Genomic DNA, 26,093 nt, shown 5'->3' on the forward strand with positions numbered 1-26,093 from the left:
TATGTCTGCCATTTCCCTGCGCAAACCTGAATTATTTGCTTAGATGCGCTGCGTCAATGAATAACTATTCTCCTCTTCGCATACTTAGCCTCTTTGCCTTGCAACAGGGATAGTCTTTAATGTCTGCAGTAACAGAATCACAGCCAGCCAAAAAATGGGCGATGCCCGACACGCTGGTCATCATCTTTTTCGTCGCCATTTTAACCAGTCTTGCCACCTGGGTTGTCCCCGTCGGGATGTTCGACAGCCAGGAGGTGCAATATCAGGTCGATGGCCAAACGAAGACCCGCAAAGTGGTCGATCCGCACTCTTTCCGCATTCTCACCAATGAAGCCGGTGAGGAGCAGTATCATCCGGTTAAGTTCTTTACCACCGGTGACGAAAGTCCAGGCCTGATGAATTTCCCATTCGAAGGATTAACTTCCGGCTCTAAATTCGGCACCGCTGTTGGCATCATCATGTTCATGCTGGTGATCGGCGGGGCATTCGGTATCGTCATGCGTACCGGCACCATTGATAACGGCATCCTCGCCCTGATCCGCCATACACGGGGTAACGAAGTCCTGTTTATCCCGGTACTATTCATCCTCTTCTCGCTGGGCGGCGCGGTATTCGGCATGGGGGAAGAGGCGGTTGCCTTTGCGATTATTATTGCGCCGCTGATGGTGCGGCTCGGTTACGACAGCATCACCACCGTTCTCGTCACCTATATCGCCACCCAGATTGGCTTTGCCAGCTCCTGGATGAACCCCTTCTGCGTGGTTGTGGCGCAGGGTATCGCGGGTGTCCCCGTGCTCTCCGGTTCCGGCCTGCGCATCGCCGTATGGGTGCTTTCCACGCTGATTGGGCTCACGTTCACCCTGGTCTACGCCTCACGCGTGAAAAAGAACCCGCTGCTGTCACGCGTCCATGAATCTGACCGCTTCTTCCGTGAGCAACAGGATGAAGTTGTCGAACGACGCTTCACCCTCGGCGACTGGCTGGTGCTAATCGTCCTGACCGGAGTGATGATTTGGGTCGTCTGGGGGGTCATTGTCAACGCGTGGTTTATCCCTGAAATTGCCAGCCAGTTCTTCACGATGGGCCTGGTGATTGGCATTATTGGCGTGGTTTTCCGACTCAACGGCATGACGGTCAACATTATGGCGTCGTCATTTACTGAGGGGGCGCGGATGATGATCGCCCCTGCTCTGCTGGTCGGTTTTGCCAAAGGTATTCTGTTGCTGGTAGGCAACGGCGAAGCAGGTGATGCCAGCGTGCTGAACACCCTTCTGCACAGCATCGCCAACGGCATCAGTGGTCTGGATAACGCCGTTGCCGCCTGGTTCATGCTGCTCTTTCAGGCCGTTTTTAATTTCTTCGTTACCTCCGGTTCCGGACAGGCGGCGCTGACCATGCCGCTGCTGGCGCCACTGGGCGATCTTGTCGGCGTAAACCGCCAGGTTACAGTGCTGGCCTTCCAGTTTGGTGATGGCTTCAGCCATATCATCTATCCAACGTCCGCCTCTTTAATGGCGACGCTGGGCGTTTGTCGGGTCGACTTCCGCAACTGGCTGAAGGTGGGAGCAACGCTGCTGGGACTGCTGTTTATTATGTCCAGCGTGGTGGTGGTTGGCGCTCAGATGATGGGATATCACTAAAAAAAGCCCCCTTGCCACTGTGTGGCAAGGGGTAACTCTTACAGCAGCGATTTCGCTGCTTCAACAATCGCCGCGGCGGTGAGTCCGTATTCTTCCTGTAAGAAATCCTGCGTCCCGACCTGACCATAACGTTCTTTGACACCAACACGACGCATCGGCACCGGACACGTTTCCACCAGCACTTCGGCGACCGCAGAACCTAATCCGTTATGAATGCTGTGGTTTTCACAGGTCACAATCCGCCCGGTTTTCTCGGCGTAGTTCTTCACCAACATGCGATCGACAGGCTTAAGAGTAAACATATCGATGACCGCCGCGCTTATCCCCATACGCTCCAGCTGACGTGCGGCTTCCAGCGCTTCTGCGACCATAATCCCGTTGGCAATTAGCGTGACATCATCACCTTCACGCAGCACATTCCCTTTGCCGATAGTAAATGTCGATCCTGGCGCGTAAATACTCGGCGCCTGCTTACGGATTGTGCGTACCCAGTAAAAGCCATCAAGCTCGATAAGCTGGCGTAAGATATCGTCAAACATTACCGCATCGGTCACTTCCAGCACCACCGAATGCGCCAGTCCACGCACAATCCCCATATCTTCAAACGACATATGCGTTCCGCCGTTGTGACAGGCGGTGACCCCGGCATCCGAAGCGATCACTTTGACGTTATTGCGCTGATAGTCCAGCGACATAAACAGCTGATCGAAACAACGGCGGCTGGCGAATGCGGTAAAGGTATGCACAAATGGCTTGCGCCCCGTCAACGCCAGCCCCGCGGCTGTCCCTATCACATTGGCTTCCATGATGCCGCAGTTAATGACGTGCTGCGGGTAATCCCGCGCCACGCTGTCCATTGCCATCGAACTCATCAGATCGGCTTCAAGAGCAACAATCGGGCTTCCTGCTGCCGCGGCTTTCGCCACAAATCCGGCATATACCTTGCGCATCTCTACGCTATCTTTTTGTCCTGCGGGCGCGAGCTTAATCATGCGTGGCCTCCAGTTGGCGAAGGGTGTCGTTCAGCGCCTGTCTCATTTCGTCCGTCAGGCGCAGATGATGGGAATTACTGAGCTGTTCCAGATACGGCACGCCCTGGCCTTTGATACCGTCAAGAATGACCACGCGCGGACGCGCCTGCGCCTCCGGAACCGGCTGAACCACGGCCAGCAGACCTGCGATATCATCGCCTTTCACCGTCAGCGCCTCAAAACCAAACGCCGTGAATTTGTCCTCAAGACTGAACGGGCGAATAATGCCATCCAGTTCGCCATCCAGCTGTTGTTTGTTCCAGTCAACAAACACCGTCAGGTTATTCAGCCGGTGGTGCGCAATAAACTGAAATGCTTCCCAGCACTGACCTTCGTTCAATTCTCCATCGCCAACAATGCAAAATACCCGGTTCGGACGCTTTGCCAGCTTATGCGACAACGCCATACCTGCGGCGATCGATATGCCCTGCCCCAGCGAACCGGTAGTGGCATCTACGCCACGTGTTTTAAGCCTGTCCGGATGGCTGGGCAAGCGGGTGCCGTTTTGATTTAACGTATCCAGCTCTTCAATCGGGAAATAACCTTTAATCGCCAGCGTGCTATACAGCGCGGGTCCCGCATGGCCTTTGGACAGCACGAAATAATCCCGATCCGACCAGTCCGGGTCGGTCGGGTCGATTTTCATCACCGCGCCATACAATACCGCCAGCGTTTCCACAACCGACATACTGCCGCCGAAATGGCCAAAACCCAGGTGCGTCAATGATTTCAGAGTGGCAATACGGATCTCCCGCGCCAGCTGTGTTACTTCATTCACATTCATGATTTAGCTCCGTTGTTTTCCGGCGAATCACCTGCTCCCGTTCTGTTTTTAGCAAAAACGTTCCACGCAACCAGCAGCACGAACACTGCCACAACCAGCCCCGTAATGGCGAAAGGCGACAGATAGCGGGCAAGGTTACCGAGCACAATGCCAATCGCGCCAAAATCGGCATCTGAGAAGGTGGTGTTGGCAAAGCCGATGGCGCCCAGCACCGGCAGAAGGAGTACGGGAAGGAAGGTGATCAACAGGCCATTAGCAAAAGCCCCGATCATTGCGCCACGGCGTCCGCCGGTGGCGTTACCAAATACCCCTGCGGTTGCCCCCGTGAAAAAGTGCGGCACGACGCCGGGCAAAATAAGCACCAGCTTCATCTGCCCAAGCAGGAACAGCCCCACCAGACCACCGAGAAAACTGAACAGAAAACCGATCAGTACAGCGTTAGGGGCATAGGGATAGACCACCGGACAGTCAAGTGCCGGGCGGGCGTTCGGCACCAGTTTTTCAGAGAATCCGGTAAACGCCGGGACAATCTCCGCCAGAATCAGGCGTACCCCTTGCAGAATGATAAACACCCCGGCAGCAAAGGTAATTGCCATAATGATGGCGTAAACCAGGTAGTTCTGACCGCCGCTGAAGGTGCTTTCAACGTATTCCCGCCCCGCGCTAATCGCCATAATCAGATAGATGATCATCATGGTCAGAGAAATAGAAATCGAACTGTCACGCAGGAAGCTTAAATTCTTCGGCAGATTCATCTCTTCCGTCGAACGGGAACCTTTACCGCACACGCTTCCAATCCAGCCTGAAAGCACATATCCCAGCGTCCCGAAGTGACCAAAGGCAATCTCATCGTTACCGGTGATACGTCTCATATAGCGCTGCGCCAGCGCCGGGAAAAAGGCCATCACCAGGCCCAGAATCAGCGATCCGGTGAAGACCAGCCCGATACCGTCAAACCCCGCGACGGTCAGGATGACGCCAATCATGCAGGCCATATAGAACGTATGATGCCCGGTCAGAAAGATATATTTCAGACGCGTGAAGCGGGCGACAATAATATTGGCTACCATCCCAAAAGCCATAATAAGCGCTGTAGAAGCACCGTATTTTTCCAGCGCAATCGAGACAATGGCTTCGTTATTGGGGATAATGCCCTGAATATTAAAAGCGTGCTCAAACATCCCGCCCAATGGGTTTAATGATCCCACCAGCACGGTGGCACCACCGCCAAGAACAATAAACCCCAGAATAGTTTTAATCGTGCCTTTGACGACATCAGAAAACGCTTTTTTCTGCGCAACCAGACCTATTAAGGCAATTAACCCTACCAGCACAGATGGCACTTTCAGAATATCAACAACAAAATTTAGCGTTTCAAGGATAAACATATCCACCTCGCTTTATACTCGTCATACTTCAGGTTGTGGGTGTGTTGGCTTTCCCACAACTCGAATTATTTAGAATATATGCACATTTGCGGTCAAACTGGCGTAATGCCGTTTGAGTGATTGCGTATATACCGTTATTGTTTATCGAACCAGGCGCGCAGCTGCGCTTCGAGTTCATTGATATCGATAATGTTGTTAATCACGACCAGCTGGGTATCGGGTACGCTGGCGCTGGCGGCAATGTCTTTAGCCATAACAAACAGATCGGCGGCCCCCGGCGTGGCTGAGGAGAGATCGGAATGTTCAACCTCGGCATCAATATTAAGTTTTTTGAGTATTTTTTTAATATTCATTTCGACCATAAAACTGCTGCCAAGGCCAGATCCACAAATAGCCATTATTTTCATTATTATCACCTTTTTTAAGTAGAGTATGCCCGCATTACGCTTGCGCATAATGTTTCACAAAATTTAGTCCGAACTTAAATCAGAAGCGTGAAATGATGTTTTTAATTTCCTCCCGGGTGGTAGCGCGATGTAATTGCGCAAGGTCCTCATCACTTGAAAATAATTCTGCCAGGGCAGAAATCATGTCGATATGGCTATGTTTATCAGGTGCAGCCAGCATAATAATAATATCAACAGGGTCAAATTCCCCGGCACCAAATGAGACACCCTGATTTAATTTCAGCAGCGATAGCCCTAAACCTTTTGCCCCCTCTTCCGGTCTGGCATGAGGCATCGCAAGGCCCGGCGCCAGCACGTAATAAGGGCCAGACTCATGGTGCTGCCTAACGATGGCGGTGAGGTAATCAGAGGTAATGACTCCCGCATCAAGCAACGGCCCGGCGCACAGTGCCAGAGCCTGCGGCCAATCCTCAACGCTTTCGCGTAACATAATGGTTGTATCCGTTAACCAGGTTTTCAGCACTTTTCCTCCTCCGCTTTTACGCAATATGGGCAAACTTTATTCAACCACTGAAACCATATCCGTGACTGATATCACAAAGATAGCGCTATCAAAAGTTATCGTTCAGATATGTGATAGCGCTATCAAAACGCGTTTACTGAGTGAAATCACAGCAAAAAAAGCGATTTAAGGCGTATACTGCCTGTTACGTGAAGCAAAGAACGACAATAAAAAAGCAGTTCAAATGGTTGTAATTAAGCAGGAATTTGTATGTCTCTAACCCGAAAACGGCGTAGTACAGGTAAAGTGACCATCGCCGATGTCGCTCAGCTTGCTGGCGTAGGCACCATGACCGTCTCCCGTGCATTACGCACGCCTGAACAGGTTTCCGATAAACTCAGAGAAAAAATTGAAGCGGCAGTCCATGAGCTTGGATATATGCCTAATCTCGCGGCAAGCGCGCTGGCATCAGCTTCATCACGGACTATTGCCATGGTTGTTCCTAATCTGGCAGAGGCGGGTTGTTCGGAAATGTTCGCCGGGTTGCAGGAAATTTTACAGCCAGCCGGGTACCAGATCATGCTGGCCGAGTCCCGTCATCGTCTTGAACAGGAAGAAAAACTGCTGGAGACGCTGCTGGCCTCCAATATTGCTGCCGCGATACTGCTCAGCGTCGAACATAGCGATACCGTACGACACTGGCTGAATAATGCGTCAATTCCCGTCATGGAGATAGGGGCTATTCGTAGCGATCCCATTGATATGAATATCGGCATTGATAACGTGGCGGCCATGTTTGAACTGACTGAAATGCTGATTCAGCGCGGCTACCAAAACATTGGCCTGTTATGCGCCAATCAGGAACAGTGGATTTTTCAGCAACATTTGCAAGGCTGGTATAAAGCGATGTTGCGTCATCATATGTCGCCAAATCGGGTGATTAATGCCGCCCTGCCGCCTGGCTTTTCTACCGGGGCTTCGCAGCTTCCCGAATTTATCCTCGCCTGGCCGGAGCTGGACGCGCTGGTCTGCGTGTCGGATGAGCTGGCCTGCGGCGTACTTTACGAGTGCCAGCGGCGACGGATTAAAGTACCTGACGATCTGGCTGTCGTGGGGTTTGGCAACAGCGATGTGAGCAAAGTCTGCCAGCCGCCGCTGACCACAATGGCCGTGCCGCATCGTAAGATTGGCCTTGAAGCAGGCCGCGCATTACTCGCGAGAATTCAGGATGGAAACTGGAGCGATCAAAAACAGATCGCCTCCAGCTTATGCGTGCGGGACAGCTGCTGAGACTTTACTCCGCCTCTTCCTGCTTTTCATGTTGAGTCTCTGACTTCGCCGCGGACTCATTTTTGGCGTTGCGGGTCATCCACAGCGCCAGCGCTTTTAATGAATCGGGCGTGAACTCATCGCAGCGTGCGGTAATTTCTTCCGGTGTGAGCCAGCATACTTCACTGACCTCTTCTTCCTGCAAAGCAAAAGGCCCGTGGGAGACGCAGCTGAACAGCGCGCCCCAGACGCGGCAGTTTTCATCTTCAAAATAGAACTGACCGTGCTCGGCAAACGGGACGCCTGCAATACCTAACTCCTCTTCCGCTTCACGGCGGGCGGAGTCCAGCAGTTGTTCATCGGCCTGCACGACACCGCCTGCGGTGGCGTCTAACATGCCGGGTAAAAAGTCTTTTGTCTCGGTACGCCGCTGCACCAGAATTTTGCCCATTCCGTCATGTACCACGATATAAGTCGCACGATGACGCAGGCACTGCGCTCGCATCTGTTCCCGGCTGGACTGTGCGATGACCTCATTATCTTCGTTCACAATATCCACCCATTCAGTACTTGCCAAACGACGCTGTTCCACCATCAGGAAACCTTCTTTTTCCGGCGCTCTTACGGCGCATTCACATTGTGGGGTAAATTACGAATTAATCGTCACCTGTGCAATGATACGTTGATCATTGAGTGCGATTACACTTAAAACATTATCATCCAGAATGCCGTAGCTTGCTGCATATCCGCCTTTCGGAATGCTCACCGAACCGGGATTAAAGTGATAAACCTCACCACGTTTCTCCGCTACGGGAAGATGAGTATGACCATAGACCAGCACATCTTCAGCCTGTAATGCCGGCAAATTATCCGGCCCGAAAAGATGGCCGTGGGTCAGGAAAAACCGCTGATTTTCCAGCAATACCTGCTGCCACGGCGCAGTCATCGGAAAATGGAGCAGCATCTGATCCACTTCGCTGTCACAGTTTCCGCGTACCGCAATAATTCGCGACGCCTGCTCATTCAGACGTTCAGCAACCTGTGCTGGCGCATACCCTTCGGGCAGCGCATTTCGCGGGCCGTGATTTAACACATCGCCCAGGATCACCAGCCACTGCGCGCCGCTGCGGGCAAACAGTTCAAGCACGCGTTCTGTCGCCGGTAATGACCCGTGAATGTCTGATGCAAACATCAGTTTCATCACTCACTCCTCGTCGTAAAAAACCCGTCTATGATACTGGATTATGGATGGTTTATCAGCCTGAACGCTTCGCGGAAAGCGCAATAAAACGCTGGACAGATGCACGTTGCCACTGAAATGCTGCATATTCCGCCAGCCGTTCAGGAACATCGTCACCGTTCAGCACCAGGCGGTTAAGCATCAGCGCCAGGTCGGTATCGGCAATACACCATTCGCCGAACAAATTCGGCAACCCACCGGAGAGTAAATTCTCTGCGATGGCATACAATTTTTCCGCACTGGCTTTCCCTGCGTCACTCAATGGCCCCTTTTTCACCCCGCCGAATACCACATTGGTCGGACGCTCTTCACGAATGGGCATTAAATCGCTGCGGATCCAGGCCTGAACCTGACGGGCACGCGCACGTTTTTCTCTATCAAGAGGGTAGATACGCTCCCAGGTCGGCGGCGCAAAACGGTCTTCCAGATACTCGGCAATCGCGGACGACTCACTCAGTTCAAAATCATCGATTTGCAGTAACGGGACGCGTCGCGTCAGGGCATATCCTTGCCAGTGCGGCGTTAAATGTTCCCCTCTGTTGAGGTCAACCGTTTTCAGGGTAAAAGACAACCCCTTCTCCTGAAGAGCCACCCAGACGGACAGTACGTAGGGGGAGAAAAAATCGGCGTCGGTCCAAAGCGTGATCGGGTGTTTGCTCATATCATCCTCATTGTCGTGCGGTTTTTTTCTCAAAATATAGCCCCAAAAGATTTCGATTACGTTGAGGCGGTACGTCTGTAAATCCCTGGAGCACTGATAACGATGTAGCCGGGGCGGAACGTTGCTTGATACAGACGCAGCCAACAAAAATACGGCGTGAAAGATGAAGGGTATAGCGTCTTTCTCGCGCTGTCACCTGAACTAAACTCACACTGTGCAGGAGGCTTTCTATACTTGTGTTTGTCTGCGACCAATAAGTGACTTTCAGGAGCTGAAATGATCGACCTCTACTACGCCCCTACGCCCAACGGACACAAAATAACGCTGTTTCTGGAGGAAGCTGAGCTGGACTATCGTTTGATTAAAGTTGATATCAGTAAAGGCAATCAGTTCCGCCCCGACTTTCTGGCGATCTCCCCCAATAATAAAATTCCGGCAATTGTGGATCACGCCCCAGTCGATGGCGGTGCGCCGCTCAGCGTCTTTGAATCCGGCGCAATTCTGCTGTACCTGGCGGAGAAAAGCGGAAAGTTACTCAGCGGAGAGTTACGTGAACGGCATACCACCCTACAGTGGCTGTTCTGGCAGGTGAGCGGATTTGGTCCAATGCTCGGACAGAATCATCATTTCAACCATTTTGCCCCGCAGGCAATTCCCTATGCTATCGAACGTTATCAGGTGGAGACTCAACGCCTGTATAACGTGCTCAACAAGCGGCTGGAGAACGCCCCCTGGCTCAGCGGCGAGCACTACAGTATTGCCGATATCGCCTGCTGGCCATGGGTGAATGCCCACCAGCGTCAGCGCATCGATCTGGATATGTATCCGGCGGTCAACAACTGGTTTGAACGTATTCGCACGCGCCCTGCGACGGAGCGCGCCATGCTGCAGGCACAGCATACTCATGAGAGAGCGAAAGGATAACGTACGATAATTCTCGTGTATCATGCCAACGTTACTACATGGAGGAAACCTGCAATGTCACAACCTGACGCCATTATTCGTATAAAAAACCTTCGGTTACGTACTTTTATCGGAATCAAAGAAGAAGAGATTAACAACCGCCAGGATATTGTCATCAACGTCGCTATTCACTACCCGGCGGAGCATGCCCGCACCAGCGAGGATATTAACGATGCGCTGAACTATCGCACCATCACCAAAGCCATCATTGGGCATGTGGAGAGTAACCGGTTCTCCTTGCTGGAAAAATTAACTCAGGATGTGCTCGATATCGCACGCGAACATCACTGGGTCACTTATGCTGAAGTCGAGATCGATAAACTTCACGCACTGCGTTACGCCGATTCAGTATCAATGACCTTGAGCTGGCGACGCTAGCGGCAACGACGGGAGGCGACATGAACATACTGGTAACCGGTGGTACAGGCCTGATTGGACGCCATCTGATACCGCGCTTGCTGGAGCTGGGCCATCAGGTGACGGTAGTGACGCGTAGTCCTGAAAAGGCGCGTCAGCGTCTGGGTTCCCGAATTGCAATCTGGCAGGGACTGGAAGGGCAGCATAATCTCAATGAGATTGACGCCGTAATCAATCTGGCGGGAGAGCCGATTGCTGACAAACGCTGGACCGCACAGCAAAAAGATTTGCTGTGCCAGAGTCGCTGGCAAATAACCCAACGGTTAGCAGATTTGATCAACGCCAGCGAAGCGCCGCCAGCGGTGCTGATTTCTGGCTCGGCAACCGGCTATTATGGCGATCTGGGGGAAGTCGTGGTCACGGAAGAGGAGCCGCCGCATAACGAGTTTACACATAAGCTTTGCGCCCGCTGGGAGCAAATCGCCAGCAGCGCGCAAAGTGACAGAACGCGCGTTTGTCTGTTGCGTACCGGCGTTGTTCTGGCGCCAAAAGGCGGCATTCTGGCTAAGATGACCCCGGCATTTCGTCTGGGTCTGGGTGGCCCCATTGGCACAGGCCGTCAGTATCTGGCCTGGATCCATATTGATGATATGGTCAACGGTATTCTCTGGTTGCTTGATAACAATCTTCGCGGCCCGTTTAATATGGTTTCCCCTTATCCCGTACATAACGAGCAGTTTTCTCACGCGCTGGGACATGCGCTCAACCGCCCCGCCATTTTACGCGTTCCGGCTGCGGCTATCCGTCTGTTGATGGGCGAATCGTCAGTACTGGTGCTGGGAGGACAACGTGCCCTGCCTAAACGGCTGGAGGCAGCCGGGTTCGCTTTTCGCTGGTACGATTTAGAAGAAGCGCTGGCGGATGTACTGCAGTAACTTTTTTCCCTCGCCATTCCTGTGATAACGTAAGTTGTTTTCCGGAATGGCGATGTTATGGCAACAATAACGACTTCAAGACTGATCCTCACCCCTTTTCAACCTACAGACTGGCCTTTCTTTCTCGCCCTGCGTGAAAGTCCGCAGATCATGCGTTTTATGGGTAACATTGCTCCGGAACGGGACACTCGCCTGCTGTTTGCCCGACGTCTGGCCGCGCAGCACACCTTCGTGATCCGCCAGCGGAATGATGACACCCCGCTGGGCGATATCGGCCTGCAGATAAGCCATCGCCACCCACAAGAAGCAGACCTCGGCTACACCGTGATTGTGCAGGCGCAGGGCAAAGGGATCGCCAGCGAAGCCGTGCGCGCCGTCTGCGAGTATGCCTTCAGCCAGGCAGGGGTGACGGCGATCAATGCCTGGGTCTTAGCCGACAATACGGGTTCCGTACGGGTGCTGGAAAAGGCGGGTTTTGTCCGTACCCAGGTTCTGGAAAAGGCGTATGAGGTGAATGGCGTGCGCTATGACGACTGGGCGTATCGCCTGGAGCGCGCGCCAGTTTAAAGCCCCCGGCAGCATTACGCCGCCGGGAGCACAATTATTTCAGCGAACCTTTCAGGAACTGCTGTAAACGTGGGCTTTGCGGGTTGCCGAACACCTGCTCCGGCTCGCCCTCTTCTTCGATTTTCCCCTGATGCAGGAAGATAACGTGCGTGGAGACATGGCGGGCAAAGCCCATTTCATGGGTCACTACCACCATCGTTTTTCCCTCTTCCGCCAGCTGCTGCATAATGCGCAGCACTTCCCCCACCAGCTCGGGATCGAGCGCCGACGTAGGTTCATCAAACAGCAGAACCTCAGGTTCCATCGCCAGCGCACGGGCAATGGAAACGCGCTGCTGCTGACCGCCGGAGAGATGCACGGGATATTTTCCCTGGGCACGCTCATCAATTCCCACCTTCGCCAGGTATTTTATCGCCCGCTCGCGCGCCTCCGGTTTGCTTAATCCCAGAACCTGAATCGGCGCTTCCATCACGTTCTCCAGCACCGTCATATGGCTCCAGAGGTTAAAGTGCTGAAACACCATCGTCAGACGCGTGCGCAGTAAACGCAGCTGATTTTTGTCCGCCACTTTGAGCTGACCATCTTTATCGCGCACCAGAGTGATATTCTGGCCGTTAACCACGATCGACCCTTCGCTCGGTTTTTCCAGAAAGTTAATGCAGCGCAGGAAGGTACTTTTCCCGGAACCGGATGAGCCGATAATGCTAATCACGTCTCCGGCATTGGCCTGCAGTGATACCCCTTTCAGCACTTCATGTTCGCCGTAGCGCTTGTGCAAATCGATAACGTTTAATTTATTCTCAGACATCGTATTCTCAGTGCGTTGAAGAAGGTTTCACATGCTGCAACCAGCGTTTTTCCGCCTTACGGAACAGGCTTATCAGAACATAAGAGATCGTTAAATACAGCACCGCCGCGATACCAAAAGCGGTAAACGGCTGGTAGGTGGCTGAGTTGATATCACGGGCGATTTTTAGCAGGTCCGGCACCGTCGCCGTAAAGGCCAGCGCGGTGGAGTGCAGCATCAGAATAACTTCGTTGCTATAGGCGGGCAGCGCGATGCGCAGCGCCGACGGCAAAATGATGCACCGGTACATTTTGAACGAGGAGAAGCCGTATGCCCGCGCGGCTTCAATTTCTCCGTGCGGCACTGAACGAATCGCACCGGCGAAAATCTCGGTGGTATAGGCACAGGTATTCAGCGTCAGCGCCAGCACGGTACAATTCAGGCCGCTTCGGAAGAACGCATTAAGAAACTCGGTGCCCTTCACAATTTCCAGGGTATACATCCCGGAATAGAATACCAGCAGCTGCACGTACAGCGGCGTGCCGCGAAACACGTAAGTAAACAACCAGATGGGAAACTGAATAAACTTATTGCTGGAGACGCGGCCAATCGCCAGGAACAGCGCCAGAATGCCGCCCATCACCACCGAGGAGATCAGCAGCCATAGCGTGATAGCTACGCCGGTAAAACGGTAGCCATCGGTCCACAACAGGGCTTTCCAGTACTCCTGAATAATCTCAATCACAGGTCAGCCCTCTTCACACCTACAGAATAGCGACGTTCGAGGAACAGCAGCACGCCATTGGATACCGTGGTAAAGGCCAGGTAGATGAGTCCGCAGACAATGGCGAAATAGAACGGCTCCCAGGTGCTTTTCCCGGCAAGCTGGGTGGCTTTCACCACATCTTCCAGGCCGAGCAGAGAGACCAGCGCCGTCGCTTTGAGAATAACCTGCCAGTTGTTGCCTATTCCCGGTAAGGCGTAGCGCATCATCGCCGGGAACATAATCCGACGGAAAATCTGCGAAGACGTAAAACCGAATGCCGTGGCGGCTTCAAGATGCCCCTTAGGGACCGCCATAAACGCACCACGAAAGGTTTCAGTGAAGTAAGCGCCGTAGATAAATCCCAGAGTGATGATACCCGCCACCATAGGATCGATATCAATCTGGCTGATGCCCATCGCATCGGTGACCGTATTGAGCGCAATCTGCAAACCGTAGAAGATCAGCAGCATTAACACCAGATCCGGTACCCCGCGAATCAGAGTGGTATAACCTTCGAAAATAAGCCCCGTCACCCGGTTTTGCGAGAGTTTAGCTCCCGCCCCGATGAGGCCGATCAGGACGGCCAGTACGACAGAGCTTAAGGCCAGCTCCAGCGTGACAATAGCGCCCTGTAAAATAACACCTGAAAACCCGTACAACATGCTGCCTGTCCTGTCGTGTGTGGTGAAGTAAGAAGCCTCTTTTGACATCATGACCGGCCACGCTGATGCCTGATGGCGCTACGCTTATCCGGCCTGCGCGGATATCGTCGCAGGCCGGATAAGGCTGGTCGGTCACAAATCTACGGGCTTTATCAACACCTGCGGCAATTAACCGCCGTAAACATCAAAATCAAAGTACTTTTTCGCCAGCTTCTCGTAAGTACCGTCAGCACGCATGTCAGCGAACGCTTTATTCAGGGCTTCACGCAGTTCGTTATCCTCTTTACGCAGCCCCATACCGGTACCAACGCCGAACAGTTTCTCATCTTTCACCGACGGACCGCCGAATTTGTAATCTTTGCCCACCGGCTGCTTCAGGAAGCCTTCGCTGGCCGCGACTTCATCCTGGAACGCCGCATCAATACGTCCGGCCGTCAGGTCAGAATAGATATTGTCCTGGCCCTGATAGGAGACAATCTCAATGCCTTTCGGCGCCCAGTGTTCATTGCCGAAGGTTTCCTGAGTCGTGCCTTGCAGCACGCCGACACGCTTGCCCTTCAGGGACTCAACGGTTGGCTGAATAGTGGAATCTTTGGCGACAACCAGACGAGAGTCGGCTGCATAAAGCTTGTCGGTAAAGGCGATTTCCTGCTGACGCTTTTCAGTGATGGAGAGCGAAGACATGATGGCGTCGATTTTCTTCGCTTTCAGCGAAGGGATCAGCGCGTCCAGCGGGTTTTCGACAAAGGTACATTGCGTGTTGATACGTTTACACAGCTCTTTTGCCAGTTCGATATCAAAACCGACTAATTCCCCCTGAGAATTTTTGGATTCAAACGGGGCATAAGTCGGATCGGTACCAATACGAATTTTCTGCGGAATTGCCGCAAAGGCTGCGGTAGCACTGGAGAAAGCCAGAACCAGAGAAAGAGACAACACCAGTTTTTTCATAACTATCCTCAACAGACTGTCTTTTATAGGGGATCTTTACAGGATCAGGTGCAGTTATCGTGCCATTAATCGGGCCGACAAGGCAAAGTATTCTGCCCTGCCAGCCGATTTATTTTGCATGAAAAGCGCTTAAGTATGCAGTCATACGCACTTCGGCAACGATAATTGCACCATTACAGTGCATCAGCAGCATGATGCACCGTAATGAGACAGTAAATTCCCGTTTTGCGTATCAGTCGCCGTAGACATTAAAGTCAAAATATTTTTTCGCCATCTTGTCGTAGGTGCCATCTTTACGCAGATCGGTCAACGCTTTATCAAAGGCAGCTTTCAGCGCGGTATCCTCTTTACGCAGACCGACGCCGGTACCATCACCAAAGTACTTTTTGTCTTTCACCGAAGGACCGGCAAAGGCATAGTCTTTACCGGCAGGCTGTTTGAGGAAGCCTTCACTGGCGGCAACTTCATCCTGCAATGCGGCATCCAGACGCCCTGCCGTCAGGTCGGAATAGATGAGATCCTGGTTGGCATACGCGACAACATCCACACCTTTACTGCGCCAGGTATCATTGGCGTAAGCTTCCTGAGTTGACCCCTGCAGAACACCCACATGCTTGCCTTTCAGCGCATCCAGCGTTGGCTGAATGGGTGACCCCTTCGCCGCAATCAGGCGTGAATCGGCCGCGTAGAGCTTGTCGGAGAAGGCGATTTCCTGCTGGCGCTTATCCGTTATGGAGAGCGAAGAGATAATGGCATCTATCTTTTTCGCCTTTAACGACGGGATCAGCGCGTCAAAGTCGCTGGCGACCCAGGTACATTTCACCTGCATACGCTTGCACATCTCATTGCCCAGATCGATATCAAAGCCGACAAAATCGCCTTTGGCATCTTTAGAGGAGAAAGGTGCGTAGGTCGTATCTGTTCCAATACGTACCGTCTGTGGAAGTGCTGCATAGCTGGTTGCCGTTGCAGACAGTCCCATCAGCAAAGACAGAGCGAGAATCGACTTCTTCATACATAACCCTCAGGTAGCGTGATCTTATTATGTTTTACGTTGTGTTGTGTGTTTGCAGGCTTCTTCATGCAGGTCTTATGCCATTTTCGCGCCGATGAGGATATTCGACGTTAAATATGTTAATAAAACGTTGCAATATTATCCTGATGTTGAAGATAGCAGGTCTGACGGTTGAGCCGCAGCGTTTCGATACGTTTTGGCCAATTAAATGTTGAGGATATGATCGCGGTTACAAAATTGCCCTCAAACAGGGCAATGGCAATAAAACGGTATGCTGAAGAGGCAACTACGCCCCCTGCCAGCGGGTGAAAAGATCCTGTGGAAGGGAGATAGCAAACTGGTCAAGTACGCGATTAACGGTTTGATTAATCACATCATCAAGTGACTGCGGCCGATGATAAAACGCCGGAACTGGCGGCATGATTATCGCCCCAATTTCCGCCGCCTGGGTCATGAGGCGCAGATGACCTAAATGCAGCGGCGTTTCACGCACGCACAGCACAAGAGGACGGCGTTCTTTCAGCACCACATCCGCCGCCCGCGTAAGAAGACCGTCGGTATAACTGTGTACAATGCCGGACAGGGTTTTAATTGAACAGGGCAGAATAACCATTCCTGCGGTCTGAAACGATCCTGATGAGATGCTGGCAGCAATATCCCGCGCATCATGAGTGACATCCGCCAGCGCCTGCACTTCACGCAGGGAATAGTCGGTTTCCAGGCTGAGCGTCTGTCGGGCCGCCTGACTCATTACCAGATGCGTTTCCACATCCGCCACGTCACGCAGCACCTGCAGCAAACGCACGCCATAAATTGCGCCACTGGCGCCGCTAATCCCTACAATGAGTCGTTTCATTTTTATCGCCCACGCTTTAATCCAGGTCAACTGTGCAGGATTTTGCGCACAGTTGCAAACCAGGGTGCCCGCCACACTGGCACCCTTACGGGGCAACACTTAACCTTCGTTATGCATTTCCAGGTTTTCCACCTCGTTCTGACGCTGTACCGCTTTGGCATCGTCATTACGCAGTGAATCAAGGAAATCGAGATAGGACTGGTCGACATCTTTAGTGACGTACACGCCGTTAAACACCGAGCACTCAAACTGCTGAATATCCGGGTTTTCCGTACGAACAGCGTCGATCAGATCGTCCAGATCCTGGAAGATAAGACCGTCGGCACCGATGATCTGGCGAATTTCATCCACTTCACGTCCGTGGGCAATCAGCTCGTTGGCGGTCGGCATGTCGATACCGTAAACGTTCGGAAAACGAATTTCCGGTGCCGCTGAAGCCAGATAGACCTTTTTCGCCCCGGCTTCACGCGCCATTTCGATAATTTGTTCTGACGTGGTGCCACGGACAATGGAGTCGTCCACCAGCAGCACGTTTTTATCACGGAACTCCGCCCGGTTGGCGTTCAGCTTACGCCGTACTGATTTACGACGCAGATGCTGCCCCGGCATGATAAAGGTACGGCCCACATAACGGTTTTTCACAAACCCCTGACGGTACGGTTTTCCAAGAATACGGGCAATTTCCAGCGCGATATCGCAGGAGGTTTCCGGGATCGGGATCACCACATCGATATCCAGATCTTCCCATTCACGGGCAATTTTCTCACCCAGCTTAGTCCCCATATTGACACGGGCGCTGTAGACAGAAATTTTGTCAATGAAGGAGTCCGGACGCGCGAAGTAGACATACTCAAACAGACACGGGTTGCTGACCGGGTTATCTGCGCACTGACGGGTGAAAAGCTGGCCTTTCTCCGTGATGTAGACCGCTTCGCCAGGTGCAACATCGCGCAGGAATTCAAAGCCCAGAGTATCCAGTGCCACGCTCTCGGAGGCCACCATATATTCAGTACGGCCATCGCCAACATCGCGTTTACCCAGCACCAGCGGACGAATGCCGTTCGGATCGCGAAAAGCGACCATCCCGTGACCGATAATCATCGCCACACAGGCATAGGCTCCGCGGATCTGACGGTTGGTGGCGGCAATCGCGGCAAAAATGTTATCAGCCTCCAGCGGATAGTGACGGAAGTTATCCAGTTCGCTGGCGAAGATATTAAGCAGGATTTCAGAATCAGAGGTGGTATTGATGTGGCGGCGTTTTTCCTCAAACAACTTTTTACGCAACTCGTGAGCGTTAGTCAGATTGCCGTTGTGAGCAAGCGTGATGCCGTACGGTGAGTTAACGTAAAAGGGTTGAGCTTCGGAGGCACTTGAGCTGCCAGCCGTTGGGTAACGCACATGGCCGATGCCCATGTTGCCCTGCATACGCTGCATATGGCGAGCTTCAAACACATCGCTCACCAGCCCATTGGCCTTACGCAGACGGAAGCAATTATTCGCATCAATGGTGATGATGCCCGCAGCATCCTGACCACGATGCTGAAGCACCGTTAACGCGTCATAAATCGACTGGTTTACCGGCATAACACCGGCGATACCGACAATACCGCACATACGTCTTTTCCTCGTTAAGAGCCTGGTTCATTAGGCTAATAAACCAGGCTCTAAGCCACATCTCAGAGCGCTTATGCTCTGGGCAAGAAACTTGACGAGCTTTGCAGATAGTCAAAGAACCATCTGATGATGAAACTGAACTCCGGGATAAGTTGCGACTTGCTCCAGTCCTCACTTTTCGACAGACCGGTGAAGGTATCGAGAAAGAACAGAATGGCAGCAACAATCAACACACCACGCAGCGCCCCGAAACAGACCCCCAGTACCCTGTCGGTACCCGACAGGCCGGTTTTCTCGACCAGCTGACCTACCACATAGTTAACGATAGCGCCGACAATAAGCGTCGCGATAAACAACACCGCGATGGCAATTCCGTTTCGAATCAGTTCGTCTTCAAAGCCCGAAAACCAGACAGACAGGTAAGTGTAGTAATGGCTGGCGACAAAGAAAGCACAACCCCATGTCACCAACGATAACGCTTCACGAACAAAGCCACGGATCAGGCTAACCAGACAGGAGAAAGCAATCACCGCGATAATGGCGTAATCAATCCAGACCATATGTGTCCCACGATTTTACGCCCTGTCGTCCTGTTCGGGGCGCATTCTAACAGAAAAAGAAAACGTTTGCGTAGGGATTTCCTTCCCCCGCGTAAATAAAAATGGCGCTGAAAAAATATTCAACGCCATCAAACTTTTTGCCTCTTCAGGCATTGCCGGATGGCGGTGTAAGCACCTTATCCGGGCGACAGAAATATCGCGCGACGAAGCAACATACCACCAGGCAACGATGCCGGTTAGTTAGGGCTGTAGCCCATCACCACCCCGCTCAAACCGGAGATCTGCTGCAGTTCGCCCAGCGAATTTTTCAGCTTGTCTCTGGAGGCATCTGGCCCTACGAGAATACGGGTGATTTTACCCTGCACTGGCGTTGACGGGGAAGTATATACCCGGAAGCCTGCGCTACGAAGTTTACCCACTATCTCATTGACCTTGTCGGCATTTTTGAGCGCGCCAAGCTGCACCACATACGCTTTCCCCGTCGGGGCGGGCTTCTCTTCGGCTACCGGTTTCGGCGCCGGAGTTGTGTCAGCCTGCGGTTTTGGCTGTGGTTTAGGCTGCGGCTTTGGTTTCGGTTGCTCAACCGGAATCGGGTCAGGCTCAACGTGGTTCGTTGAGACATAGTGTGAAGGATCCAGTGACGGTGCCGCCGCATCGCCTGCACGAACCTCTTCCGCAGCCCCTTCCGGTGGCTGAGTGGGCAACGCCTGAGTGGCGGCAGGCATCATATCGGGTTCATCACGATCGCCCGGTTTCGGCACCAAAGGGATCGCCGCAAACTCATCCTGATAATGTTTTTTCTGCCCGTCGAGCAACCCGGGAAGCACAATCACCCCGAGCGCGACCAGCACAATCGTGCCGACTAAACGATTCTGAAATTTACTCGCCACCGATTCTCCCCGTGTCCATCACTTCCATGACATGTGCGACGGTGTGAAACGATCCACACACCAGCACGGTATCTTCTGGTTTTGCGTCCGCCAGCGCGGCATGCCAGGCAAGCGCAACGCTGTCATAGACATTACCTTTACCCAGATGTTCCAGCAACTGTTCTGCCGTTGCGCCTCGCGGCCCTTCCAGCGGTGCACAATACCAGTCATTGACCACGCTTTTCAGCCAGGCCAACGTTCCCGCAATATCCTTATCATGTAGCATACCGATAACAGCAAGTACTCGCCCATTTTTCGGTAACATTTTCAGACGGCCAGTCAGATATTCCGCTGCGTGAGGATTATGCGCGACATCGAGAATAACCCGCGGCGATTCGCTCACAACCTGAAAGCGTCCCGGTAAAATCGCCTGAGCGATACCGTCGCGAATGGCCTGCTCGCTCACAGTCAGCCCACTGGCGCGCAGCGCGGCCAGGGCCGTCGCGGCGTTAGGCTGCGGCACCTGTGGCAGCGGCAGGTTCGTCAACGTACCGTGACTGTCGGTAAAGTTCCAGCCGTCGCCTGAGACCTCATAATGCCAGTCCACGCCGCAACGCTGTATAATCGCCCCGGTCTCTTGCGCCACATCTGCGATGGTGTAAGGCATTTCCGGTTCGCCGACAATCGCAGGCTTTTCGTCACGGAAAATTCCGGCCTTCTCACGGCCAATGCTTTCGCGATCCGGTCCCAGCCAGTCGGTATGATCGAGTGCGATGCTGGTCACCACGGCGACATCCGCATCCACGATATTTGTCGCATCAAGCCGTCCGCCAAGCCCCACTTCCAGGATGACCACATCCAGTTTAGCCACTTTAAACAGCCACAGCGCCGACAGCGTACCGTATTCAAAATAGGTCAGGGAAATGTCGCCGCGAGCGGCTTCAATCTCAGCAAACGACGTCGTATGCGCCAATTCCGGCAGCTCTTTTCCCTCTACGCGCACACGTTCGGTATAACGCACCAGATGCGGCGAACTGTAAACCCCAACTTTATATCCTGCCGCAGTGAGCATGGACTCAAGCGTACGACAGGTGGTTCCTTTACCGTTAGTTCCGGCAACGGTAAACACAAACGGAGCCGGCTTCAGCACGCCCAGATTCGCCGCCACTGTACTTACGCGCGCAAGGCCCAGATCGATGGGTTTACCGTGCAGATTTTCCAGATAAGAAAGCCACGAGGCCAGGGGCGACGCGGCTTGAGGTATGCGTTTATTGTCCATGATGCCTGTAATTTCGTTACGTTGAGAAAAGCAAAAGGGCAGCGCCTGTGGCCCTGCCCTTTTCAGCAATCAGGCCTCGGGTTCCTGATCGGGTACCGGTGGCACCTCGACGCCTTCGCGCGGGGCATCCGGATTTGGCGCGGGCAGATTCATCAGCTTCGCCAGGACGCTTGCCAGTTTAAGGCGCATCTCAGGACGGCGGACAATCATATCAATAGCGCCTTTTTCAATCAGGAACTCACTGCGCTGGAATCCCGGCGGCAGTTTCTCACGTACGGTTTGCTCAATAACACGCGGGCCTGCAAAACCAATCAACGCTTTCGGTTCCGCGATGTTCAGATCGCCCAGCATCGCGAAGCTGGCGGAAACGCCACCCATCGTTGGGTCGGTCAGCACGGAGATATACGGCAGACCACGCTCCTGCATTTTAGCCAGTGCCGCAGACGTTTTCGCCATCTGCATCAGCGACATCAGCGCTTCCTGCATACGCGCACCGCCGGAAGCAGAGAAGCAGATCAGCGGGCAGTTATCTTCCAGCGCCTGCTCAACGGCACGCACAAAGCGTGCGCCAACCACAGAGCCCATAGAGCCGCCCATGAAGGCAAACTCAAACGCCGCGGCGACGATCGGCATACCGTGAAGCGTGCCTTTCATTACCACCAGCGCGTCTTTCTCACCGGTTTCTTTTTGTGCGGAAGCCAGTCTGTCTTTGTACTTCTTGGAATCGCGGAACTTCAGAACATCTTTCGGCTCAAGCTCGCTACCCAGTTCCACAAGAGAACCTTCATCTAACAGGCTATGCAGGCGATTGCGCGCCGACATGCGCATATGATGGTCACACTTCGGACAGACCTCAAGATTACGTTCCAGCTCAGCACGGTATAAAACCTGACCGCAGCTATCACATTTGGTCCACACCCCTTCAGGAATGCTTGCCTTGCGGGTGGGAGTAATGTTGCTTTTAATTCGTTCAATCCAGCTCATTTATGACCTTTCTGCCTGAACCTGGTCCGATACACTTCATCCTTCAGGTTGCCTCTTTGTTGGCTGCCTTTGCTTACTTCAGTCACTTACTTATGTAAGCTCCCGAGGATCCACTCCGTTGCCGCCTCGACGCAGACTGAATGATGTTGTGCACACGTCAGCGTTGCTGTTAAGGGGCGCATAATGCCATTTTTGCCCCCAACAGACCATGAATGTTGCACATTAAAACATAACAGCCCGAAACTTTGGATAAAAAAGTGGTCGAACCGGATAGTTTGTTTCTATTTTTGTGCTCTTGTTGCTGCACGTTTGTGACGAACGATCTCAATGACGCCCGGCAATATGGAAACCACAATAATCGCAACAATCAATAACTTGAGATTATTCTGAATCATAGGGATCGTGCCAAAGAAATAGCCGGCGTAGGTGAAGATCAGCACCCAGAGCAGCGCGCCGATAACGTTATAGGCCGCGAAATGACGATATGACATATGCCCCATTCCCGCCACAAACGGCGCAAACGTTCTGACAATTGGCACAAAACGGGCGAGGATAATGGTTTTACCGCCATGTTTTTCATAAAACTGGTGGGTTTTATCCAGATAGCTACGACGGAAAATTTTGGAATCCGGATTGCTGAATAATTTCTCGCCAAACAGCCGACCAATTGTATAGTTCACCGCATCACCGACAATCGCGGCAATCAGCATCAGGACAACCATCGTATGCACGTTAAGATCGTTGGTCTCCAGCGACGCCAGCGCACCTGCGACGAACAGCAGCGAATCCCCCGGCAGGAACGGCGTGACCACCAGACCGGTTTCGCAAAAGAGGATCAGGAACAAAATGGCATACACCCAGACGCCATACTCCGCGACCAGCTCCGCCAGATGCACATCAATGTGCAGAATAAAATCAATGAGGAAGTAAATCAGGTCCATAGTTGCCTATACCTTGTACGACTCAAATTAGTCCGCCAAAAATAGCGGGCCCATAGGGGGTTTGGGAAGGTCAAACCGGTCAGGGTAATCTACCGCAACCAGATACAGCCCTTCCGCCTTCGCCGTTGCCGCTGCAAGCGTTCTGTCCTTCGCCGCCAACAGCTCTGCTATCCAGCTCTCCGGCTGGTTGTGGGCGCCTACTTCCATCAGGCTACCGACAATATTCCTGACCATATGATGTACAAAGGCATTCGCTTTGATATCGACCACCACATAAGGGCCGTGACGCGTCACGATTATGTGCATCACGTTACGCCACGGCGTGCGCGACTGGCACTGCACGGCGCGAAACGACGTGAAATCATTTTCGCCAATCAGACACTGAGCCGCCCGATGCATACGTGCCGCATCCAGCGGTTCATAATAATGCGTGACACCTTTACCTAACACCGCCGGGCGCAGTCGATGATTGTAGATGATGTAGCGATAACGGCGAGCCGTGGCGCTAAAACGGGCATGAAAATCTTCTGGCACCGCTTTAACCCAGCGCACGGCGATGTCACCCGGCAAATTCGCATTTACGCCCAGCGTCCACGCGGCGTCTTTGCGCAGCGCGGTGGTTTCAAAATGCACCACCTGCCCCGTACCATGAACGCCCGCATCGGTCCGCCCGGCGCAAAATACGTTGATCGGCTCGTTGGCAACCTGAGAAAGCGCCTTCTCAAGCTTTTCCTGCACGCTGCGAACTTCATTCTGCCGCTGCCAGCCATAATACTTGCTGCCGTCGTACTCAATACCCAGCGCAATTTTACAGACTGGCCGTTGTTGCTGGTCAGACATTAGTACAGGTACTCCTGCACCAGCTTTTCAGCAATTTTTACCGCCATGAGCGCGCCGCCGAAACGTACGTTATCGGCAACCGACCAGAACTGGATCTGCTCCGGCATACCGTAATCATTTTGTACGCAGCCGACGGAAAGCTGTGGATTCCCGGAGGCATCGCCCACCTGAGTCGGGAAATCGCTCTCTTCAGACAATACGATATCTTCACCGCGGGCAAAGGCATCGCGCGCCTCTTCAGCCGACAAAGGCCGCAGCGCTTCAAAATTCACCATTTGCGCGTGACCATAAAACACCGGCGACTGCACGCAGCTCGCGGAGACCATCAGCCCCTCATCCTGCAAAATTTTACGCACTTCATCAACGATTTGGCGCTCCTCGCGCACGCTGCCTTCACGATCCGGCAGCAGAGGCAGCATATTGAACGCCAGTTGGCGACCAAAGAAATCATCTTCGTCGACAGGAATGCCGTTGAGCAGCTTCGCGCTCTGCCCGGCCAGCGCATCCACCGCTTTTTTACCCCGCGCAGAGGCAGAAAGCAGACAGGTCACGGCGATACGCGAAAGCCCGCCCTGATCGATCAGCGGCTTCAGCGATGCCAGCAGCTGGCTGGTGAGGCTGTTCGGCACCGCAATCACATTACGGTTACGGTAATCCGCCAGGACAAACGGGTTCACTTCCGGCACAACCAGTGGGACATCCGGCTCGAGGGCAAACAGACCGCTGGAGTCGATCACCAGGCAACCGGCATTGGTCGCCTCTTCGACCCAGGCTGCCGTCGCTTCCACACCGGCAACAAAAAACGCCAGCTGCGCCTGGGTCCAGTCAAATTCAGCGGCATCCTGAACGATGACGGACTTACCACCAAAACGCAGATGTTCACCTGCGCTTTCATTACGTGCCAGCGCATAAATTTCCCCAACCGGGAACTGGCGTTCAGCCAGCGTTTCGAGCAGGGCTTCGCCTACGGCGCCCGTCGCGCCCAGGACGGCAATGTTCCAGCCTTCAGACATGGTGGTTTACTCCAGAAAAACAAAAGCATCCCTGCCGATTATTCAGCAGGGAGCATTAAAAAGACATTAACGTGTCGGGTGATGAACAGCGTTAAAACCCAGTTTACACAACAATGTAGCCGCGTCGGCATCGTCACACATCACATACAGCGACGACCACTCACGACGCTCAAGGTAATTTTTACGCAACTTATCAAATTCACCCGGAATTCCGGCGACTTTACGCAGCGGCGCATCATCGCGGCGCACATCATACACCAAATGCACCAGCCTTTTCAGCGTCGGCTGATCCAGCGGACCGTGCAGGGTAATGCGCCCAAACTCCGGTGCTGGCAGCAGCGTGTCCAGCGCGACATGCTGCTCGCGGCCAATAAAAGCACTGTACGCTTCAAAAACTTGCGTGGTGCCACGCGCCTTGCCTTCCAGCGTATAGCCCGCGATGTGCGAGGTGCCGATATCGATTTTATCCAGCAGCGCGACGTTAAGATCCGGCTCCCCCTCCCAGACGTCCAGCACCACGCTCAGCTGCTGTCCGGCATTGAGGCGCGCCAGCAGTGCGGCGTTATCAACAACCGGACCACGGCAGGCGTTAATCAGAATACTTCCCGGCTTCAGGCGACGAATAAGCGCCTCGTCGGCCAGATGCAAGGTTTTATACGGTCCCTCTTTAAACAGCGGCGTATGAAAAGTCAGGATATCCGCTTCCTGCACCAGTTCCTCCAGCGAGCGAAAATCGCCTTCATCACCGCCATCGGCACGCGGCGGATCGCACAACAACGTGCGGATCCCCAGCGCCGCCAGCCGGGCCTGCAGGCGGCCGCCGACGTTACCCACGCCGACGATACCCACGGTGCGGTCGCTTAACGCAAAGCCGTCACGTTCGGCCAGCATTAACAGTGACGAGAAAACGTACTCAACCACCGCAATGGCGTTACAGCCTGGTGCAGCAGAAAAACCAATTCCGGCCTGCTTAAGCCAGCCGTCGTCCACATGATCGGTCCCCGCCGTCGCGGTACCGACGAACTTCACGGGTTTTCCACCCAGTAGCGCTTCGTTCACTTTCGTGACCGAACGTACCATTAAGGCGTCGGCATCATCGAGTTCTGCTACGGGAATCGGGCGGCCAGAAACCGCTTTTACCTCGCCCAGGCGGCTGAATAATTCGCGGGCATAAGGCATATTTTCATCAACGAGGATTTTCACGTCTGT

The 26,093-nt window shown here is 53.3% G+C and carries 29 protein-coding genes; 6 read left to right on the forward strand and 23 right to left on the reverse strand.

What is annotated here, in order from left to right; translation table 11 throughout:
- Positions 1 to 119: 119 nt before the first annotated feature.
- Entirely contained in the window at positions 120 to 1,640 is a 1,521-nt protein-coding gene (yfcC, locus tag C3432_RS03660; RefSeq protein WP_103775312.1) for a putative basic amino acid antiporter YfcC, read from the forward strand.
- Between the two features lie 38 nt (positions 1,641 to 1,678).
- Here yfcC and C3432_RS03665 read toward each other — a convergent pair whose 3' ends face one another.
- The 5 genes from C3432_RS03665 to C3432_RS03685 all read right to left on the reverse strand — a co-directional run bounded on the left by C3432_RS03665 (position 1,679) and on the right by C3432_RS03685 (position 5,773).
- Positions 1,679 to 2,632 (reverse strand): transketolase family protein, encoded by a 954-nt coding sequence (locus C3432_RS03665; protein ID WP_103775313.1) that lies wholly within the window; start codon positions 2,630 to 2,632, stop codon positions 1,679 to 1,681.
- On the reverse strand, positions 2,625 to 3,455 hold the full coding sequence (locus tag C3432_RS03670; protein ID WP_103775314.1) for a transketolase: 831 nt from the start codon (positions 3,453 to 3,455) through the stop codon (positions 2,625 to 2,627). Before C3432_RS03670 ends, C3432_RS03665 begins: the two co-directional genes overlap by 8 nt.
- Entirely contained in the window at positions 3,452 to 4,843 is a 1,392-nt protein-coding gene (locus C3432_RS03675; protein WP_103775315.1) for a PTS ascorbate transporter subunit IIC, read from the reverse strand. The genes C3432_RS03670 and C3432_RS03675 overlap by 4 nt, the downstream gene beginning before the upstream one ends.
- A gap of 134 nt (positions 4,844 to 4,977) precedes the next feature.
- A complete protein-coding gene (locus C3432_RS03680) occupies positions 4,978 to 5,250 on the reverse strand; it encodes a PTS sugar transporter subunit IIB (RefSeq protein ID WP_103775316.1) in 273 nt (90 codons plus the stop codon).
- Positions 5,251 to 5,329: 79 nt separating this feature from the next.
- Positions 5,330 to 5,773 (reverse strand): PTS sugar transporter subunit IIA, encoded by a 444-nt coding sequence (locus C3432_RS03685; protein WP_103775317.1) that lies wholly within the window; start codon positions 5,771 to 5,773, stop codon positions 5,330 to 5,332.
- Between the two features lie 249 nt (positions 5,774 to 6,022).
- Between C3432_RS03685 and C3432_RS03690 the strand changes: the two genes are divergently transcribed.
- The gene (locus tag C3432_RS03690) at positions 6,023 to 7,042 is read left to right on the forward strand and encodes a LacI family DNA-binding transcriptional regulator (protein WP_103775318.1); all 1,020 of its coding nucleotides are present in this window, start codon (positions 6,023 to 6,025) and stop codon (positions 7,040 to 7,042) included.
- 4 nt (positions 7,043 to 7,046) lie between these two features.
- On the opposite strand, the gene yfcD is transcribed toward C3432_RS03690, so the two are convergent.
- The 3 genes from yfcD to yfcF are packed head-to-tail and all read right to left on the reverse strand — an operon-like array spanning position 7,047 to position 8,922.
- Complete coding sequence (gene yfcD / locus C3432_RS03695; RefSeq protein ID WP_103775319.1) at positions 7,047 to 7,616, reverse strand: NUDIX hydrolase YfcD; 570 nt, start codon at positions 7,614 to 7,616, stop codon at positions 7,047 to 7,049.
- A 54-nt stretch (positions 7,617 to 7,670) separates the two neighbouring features.
- Positions 7,671 to 8,222, reverse strand: a complete 552-nt coding sequence (gene yfcE / locus C3432_RS03700) for a phosphodiesterase (RefSeq protein ID WP_103775320.1) — start codon at positions 8,220 to 8,222, stop codon at positions 7,671 to 7,673.
- A gap of 55 nt (positions 8,223 to 8,277) precedes the next feature.
- Positions 8,278 to 8,922 (reverse strand): glutathione transferase, encoded by a 645-nt coding sequence (gene yfcF, locus C3432_RS03705; RefSeq protein ID WP_103775321.1) that lies wholly within the window; start codon positions 8,920 to 8,922, stop codon positions 8,278 to 8,280.
- A gap of 276 nt (positions 8,923 to 9,198) precedes the next feature.
- Between yfcF and yfcG the strand changes: the two genes are divergently transcribed.
- From yfcG to C3432_RS03725, 4 genes are read left to right on the forward strand one after another with little or no spacing between them, the layout of a single operon-like run.
- The gene (yfcG, locus tag C3432_RS03710; RefSeq protein WP_103775322.1) at positions 9,199 to 9,846 is read left to right on the forward strand and encodes a GSH-dependent disulfide bond oxidoreductase; all 648 of its coding nucleotides are present in this window, start codon (positions 9,199 to 9,201) and stop codon (positions 9,844 to 9,846) included.
- A 54-nt stretch (positions 9,847 to 9,900) separates the two neighbouring features.
- Positions 9,901 to 10,263 carry a dihydroneopterin triphosphate 2'-epimerase gene (gene folX / locus C3432_RS03715; protein ID WP_103775323.1) on the forward strand — a complete coding sequence of 121 codons (363 nt, stop codon included), beginning with the start codon at positions 9,901 to 9,903 and terminating at the stop codon, positions 10,261 to 10,263.
- Between the two features lie 20 nt (positions 10,264 to 10,283).
- Positions 10,284 to 11,177 (forward strand): TIGR01777 family oxidoreductase, encoded by an 894-nt coding sequence (locus C3432_RS03720; RefSeq protein WP_103775324.1) that lies wholly within the window; start codon positions 10,284 to 10,286, stop codon positions 11,175 to 11,177.
- A 57-nt stretch (positions 11,178 to 11,234) separates the two neighbouring features.
- On the forward strand, positions 11,235 to 11,744 hold the full coding sequence (locus tag C3432_RS03725; RefSeq protein WP_103775325.1) for a GNAT family N-acetyltransferase: 510 nt from the start codon (positions 11,235 to 11,237) through the stop codon (positions 11,742 to 11,744).
- A gap of 34 nt (positions 11,745 to 11,778) precedes the next feature.
- On the opposite strand, the gene hisP is transcribed toward C3432_RS03725, so the two are convergent.
- The 15 genes from hisP to pdxB form a co-directional block, all read right to left on the reverse strand.
- On the reverse strand, positions 11,779 to 12,552 hold the full coding sequence (hisP, locus tag C3432_RS03730; protein ID WP_103775326.1) for a histidine ABC transporter ATP-binding protein HisP: 774 nt from the start codon (positions 12,550 to 12,552) through the stop codon (positions 11,779 to 11,781).
- A gap of 7 nt (positions 12,553 to 12,559) precedes the next feature.
- The gene (gene hisM, locus C3432_RS03735) at positions 12,560 to 13,276 is read right to left on the reverse strand and encodes a histidine ABC transporter permease HisM (protein WP_103775327.1); all 717 of its coding nucleotides are present in this window, start codon (positions 13,274 to 13,276) and stop codon (positions 12,560 to 12,562) included.
- Complete coding sequence (locus tag C3432_RS03740) at positions 13,273 to 13,959, reverse strand: histidine ABC transporter permease HisQ (protein ID WP_103775328.1); 687 nt, start codon at positions 13,957 to 13,959, stop codon at positions 13,273 to 13,275. Before C3432_RS03740 ends, hisM begins: the two co-directional genes overlap by 4 nt.
- Before the next feature lie 168 nt (positions 13,960 to 14,127).
- On the reverse strand, positions 14,128 to 14,910 hold the full coding sequence (hisJ, locus tag C3432_RS03745; protein ID WP_103775329.1) for a histidine ABC transporter substrate-binding protein HisJ: 783 nt from the start codon (positions 14,908 to 14,910) through the stop codon (positions 14,128 to 14,130).
- A gap of 232 nt (positions 14,911 to 15,142) precedes the next feature.
- Positions 15,143 to 15,925 (reverse strand): lysine/arginine/ornithine ABC transporter substrate-binding protein ArgT, encoded by a 783-nt coding sequence (gene argT, locus C3432_RS03750; RefSeq protein WP_103775330.1) that lies wholly within the window; start codon positions 15,923 to 15,925, stop codon positions 15,143 to 15,145.
- Positions 15,926 to 16,211: 286 nt separating this feature from the next.
- Positions 16,212 to 16,781 (reverse strand): flavin prenyltransferase UbiX, encoded by a 570-nt coding sequence (ubiX, locus tag C3432_RS03755; RefSeq protein ID WP_103775629.1) that lies wholly within the window; start codon positions 16,779 to 16,781, stop codon positions 16,212 to 16,214.
- A 99-nt stretch (positions 16,782 to 16,880) separates the two neighbouring features.
- Complete coding sequence (gene purF / locus C3432_RS03760; protein WP_103775331.1) at positions 16,881 to 18,398, reverse strand: amidophosphoribosyltransferase; 1,518 nt, start codon at positions 18,396 to 18,398, stop codon at positions 16,881 to 16,883.
- A 71-nt stretch (positions 18,399 to 18,469) separates the two neighbouring features.
- Positions 18,470 to 18,958 carry a colicin V production protein gene (gene cvpA / locus C3432_RS03765; protein WP_103775332.1) on the reverse strand — a complete coding sequence of 163 codons (489 nt, stop codon included), beginning with the start codon at positions 18,956 to 18,958 and terminating at the stop codon, positions 18,470 to 18,472.
- Positions 18,959 to 19,194: 236 nt separating this feature from the next.
- Positions 19,195 to 19,848, reverse strand: coding sequence for a cell division protein DedD (gene dedD, locus C3432_RS03770; RefSeq protein WP_103775333.1), 654 nt, complete (start codon positions 19,846 to 19,848; stop codon positions 19,195 to 19,197).
- Positions 19,838 to 21,106 (reverse strand): bifunctional tetrahydrofolate synthase/dihydrofolate synthase, encoded by a 1,269-nt coding sequence (gene folC, locus C3432_RS03775; protein WP_103775630.1) that lies wholly within the window; start codon positions 21,104 to 21,106, stop codon positions 19,838 to 19,840. The genes dedD and folC overlap by 11 nt, the downstream gene beginning before the upstream one ends.
- 69 nt (positions 21,107 to 21,175) lie before the next feature.
- Positions 21,176 to 22,090, reverse strand: coding sequence for an acetyl-CoA carboxylase, carboxyltransferase subunit beta (gene accD / locus C3432_RS03780; RefSeq protein ID WP_103775334.1), 915 nt, complete (start codon positions 22,088 to 22,090; stop codon positions 21,176 to 21,178).
- Positions 22,091 to 22,371: 281 nt separating this feature from the next.
- Positions 22,372 to 23,031, reverse strand: a complete 660-nt coding sequence (locus C3432_RS03785; RefSeq protein ID WP_103775335.1) for a DedA family protein — start codon at positions 23,029 to 23,031, stop codon at positions 22,372 to 22,374.
- A 27-nt stretch (positions 23,032 to 23,058) separates the two neighbouring features.
- On the reverse strand, positions 23,059 to 23,871 hold the full coding sequence (gene truA / locus C3432_RS03790) for a tRNA pseudouridine(38-40) synthase TruA (RefSeq protein WP_103775336.1): 813 nt from the start codon (positions 23,869 to 23,871) through the stop codon (positions 23,059 to 23,061).
- Positions 23,871 to 24,884 carry an aspartate-semialdehyde dehydrogenase gene (locus C3432_RS03795; protein WP_103775337.1) on the reverse strand — a complete coding sequence of 338 codons (1,014 nt, stop codon included), beginning with the start codon at positions 24,882 to 24,884 and terminating at the stop codon, positions 23,871 to 23,873. The genes truA and C3432_RS03795 overlap by 1 nt, the downstream gene beginning before the upstream one ends.
- Positions 24,885 to 24,950: 66 nt before the next feature.
- A complete protein-coding gene (gene pdxB, locus C3432_RS03800) occupies positions 24,951 to 26,087 on the reverse strand; it encodes a 4-phosphoerythronate dehydrogenase PdxB (protein ID WP_103775338.1) in 1,137 nt (378 codons plus the stop codon).
- Between the last annotated feature and the right edge of the window lie 6 nt (positions 26,088 to 26,093).

It is taken from the genome of Citrobacter amalonaticus (assembly GCF_002918555.1).
In the GTDB taxonomy this organism is placed as follows: Bacteria; Pseudomonadota; Gammaproteobacteria; order Enterobacterales; family Enterobacteriaceae; genus Citrobacter_C; species Citrobacter_C amalonaticus_A.

Bases quoted from the DNA above. Each gene is read 5' to 3' on its own strand.
- yfcC (WP_103775312.1), top strand. From the start codon at position 120: ATGTCTGCAGTAACAGAATCACAGCCAGCCAAAAAATGGGCGATGCCC.
- C3432_RS03665 (WP_103775313.1), bottom strand. From the start codon at position 2,632: ATGATTAAGCTCGCGCCCGCAGGACAAAAAGATAGCGTAGAGATGCGC.
- C3432_RS03670 (WP_103775314.1), bottom strand. From the start codon at position 3,455: ATGAATGTGAATGAAGTAACACAGCTGGCGCGGGAGATCCGTATTGCC.
- C3432_RS03675 (WP_103775315.1), bottom strand. From the start codon at position 4,843: ATGTTTATCCTTGAAACGCTAAATTTTGTTGTTGATATTCTGAAAGTG.
- C3432_RS03680 (WP_103775316.1), bottom strand. From the start codon at position 5,250: ATGAAAATAATGGCTATTTGTGGATCTGGCCTTGGCAGCAGTTTTATG.
- C3432_RS03690 (WP_103775318.1), top strand. From the start codon at position 6,023: ATGTCTCTAACCCGAAAACGGCGTAGTACAGGTAAAGTGACCATCGCC.
- yfcD (WP_103775319.1), bottom strand. From the start codon at position 7,616: ATGGTGGAACAGCGTCGTTTGGCAAGTACTGAATGGGTGGATATTGTG.
- yfcE (WP_103775320.1), bottom strand. From the start codon at position 8,222: ATGAAACTGATGTTTGCATCAGACATTCACGGGTCATTACCGGCGACA.
- yfcF (WP_103775321.1), bottom strand. From the start codon at position 8,922: ATGAGCAAACACCCGATCACGCTTTGGACCGACGCCGATTTTTTCTCC.
- yfcG (WP_103775322.1), top strand. From the start codon at position 9,199: ATGATCGACCTCTACTACGCCCCTACGCCCAACGGACACAAAATAACG.
- folX (WP_103775323.1), top strand. From the start codon at position 9,901: ATGTCACAACCTGACGCCATTATTCGTATAAAAAACCTTCGGTTACGT.
- C3432_RS03720 (WP_103775324.1), top strand. From the start codon at position 10,284: ATGAACATACTGGTAACCGGTGGTACAGGCCTGATTGGACGCCATCTG.
- C3432_RS03725 (WP_103775325.1), top strand. From the start codon at position 11,235: ATGGCAACAATAACGACTTCAAGACTGATCCTCACCCCTTTTCAACCT.
- hisP (WP_103775326.1), bottom strand. From the start codon at position 12,552: ATGTCTGAGAATAAATTAAACGTTATCGATTTGCACAAGCGCTACGGC.
- C3432_RS03740 (WP_103775328.1), bottom strand. From the start codon at position 13,959: ATGTTGTACGGGTTTTCAGGTGTTATTTTACAGGGCGCTATTGTCACG.
- hisJ (WP_103775329.1), bottom strand. From the start codon at position 14,910: ATGAAAAAACTGGTGTTGTCTCTTTCTCTGGTTCTGGCTTTCTCCAGT.
- argT (WP_103775330.1), bottom strand. From the start codon at position 15,925: ATGAAGAAGTCGATTCTCGCTCTGTCTTTGCTGATGGGACTGTCTGCA.
- ubiX (WP_103775629.1), bottom strand. From the start codon at position 16,781: ATGAAACGACTCATTGTAGGGATTAGCGGCGCCAGTGGCGCAATTTAT.
- purF (WP_103775331.1), bottom strand. From the start codon at position 18,398: ATGTGCGGTATTGTCGGTATCGCCGGTGTTATGCCGGTAAACCAGTCG.
- cvpA (WP_103775332.1), bottom strand. From the start codon at position 18,958: ATGGTCTGGATTGATTACGCCATTATCGCGGTGATTGCTTTCTCCTGT.
- folC (WP_103775630.1), bottom strand. From the start codon at position 21,106: ATGGACAATAAACGCATACCTCAAGCCGCGTCGCCCCTGGCCTCGTGG.
- accD (WP_103775334.1), bottom strand. From the start codon at position 22,090: ATGAGCTGGATTGAACGAATTAAAAGCAACATTACTCCCACCCGCAAG.
- C3432_RS03785 (WP_103775335.1), bottom strand. From the start codon at position 23,031: ATGGACCTGATTTACTTCCTCATTGATTTTATTCTGCACATTGATGTG.
- truA (WP_103775336.1), bottom strand. From the start codon at position 23,871: ATGTCTGACCAGCAACAACGGCCAGTCTGTAAAATTGCGCTGGGTATT.
- C3432_RS03795 (WP_103775337.1), bottom strand. From the start codon at position 24,884: ATGTCTGAAGGCTGGAACATTGCCGTCCTGGGCGCGACGGGCGCCGTA.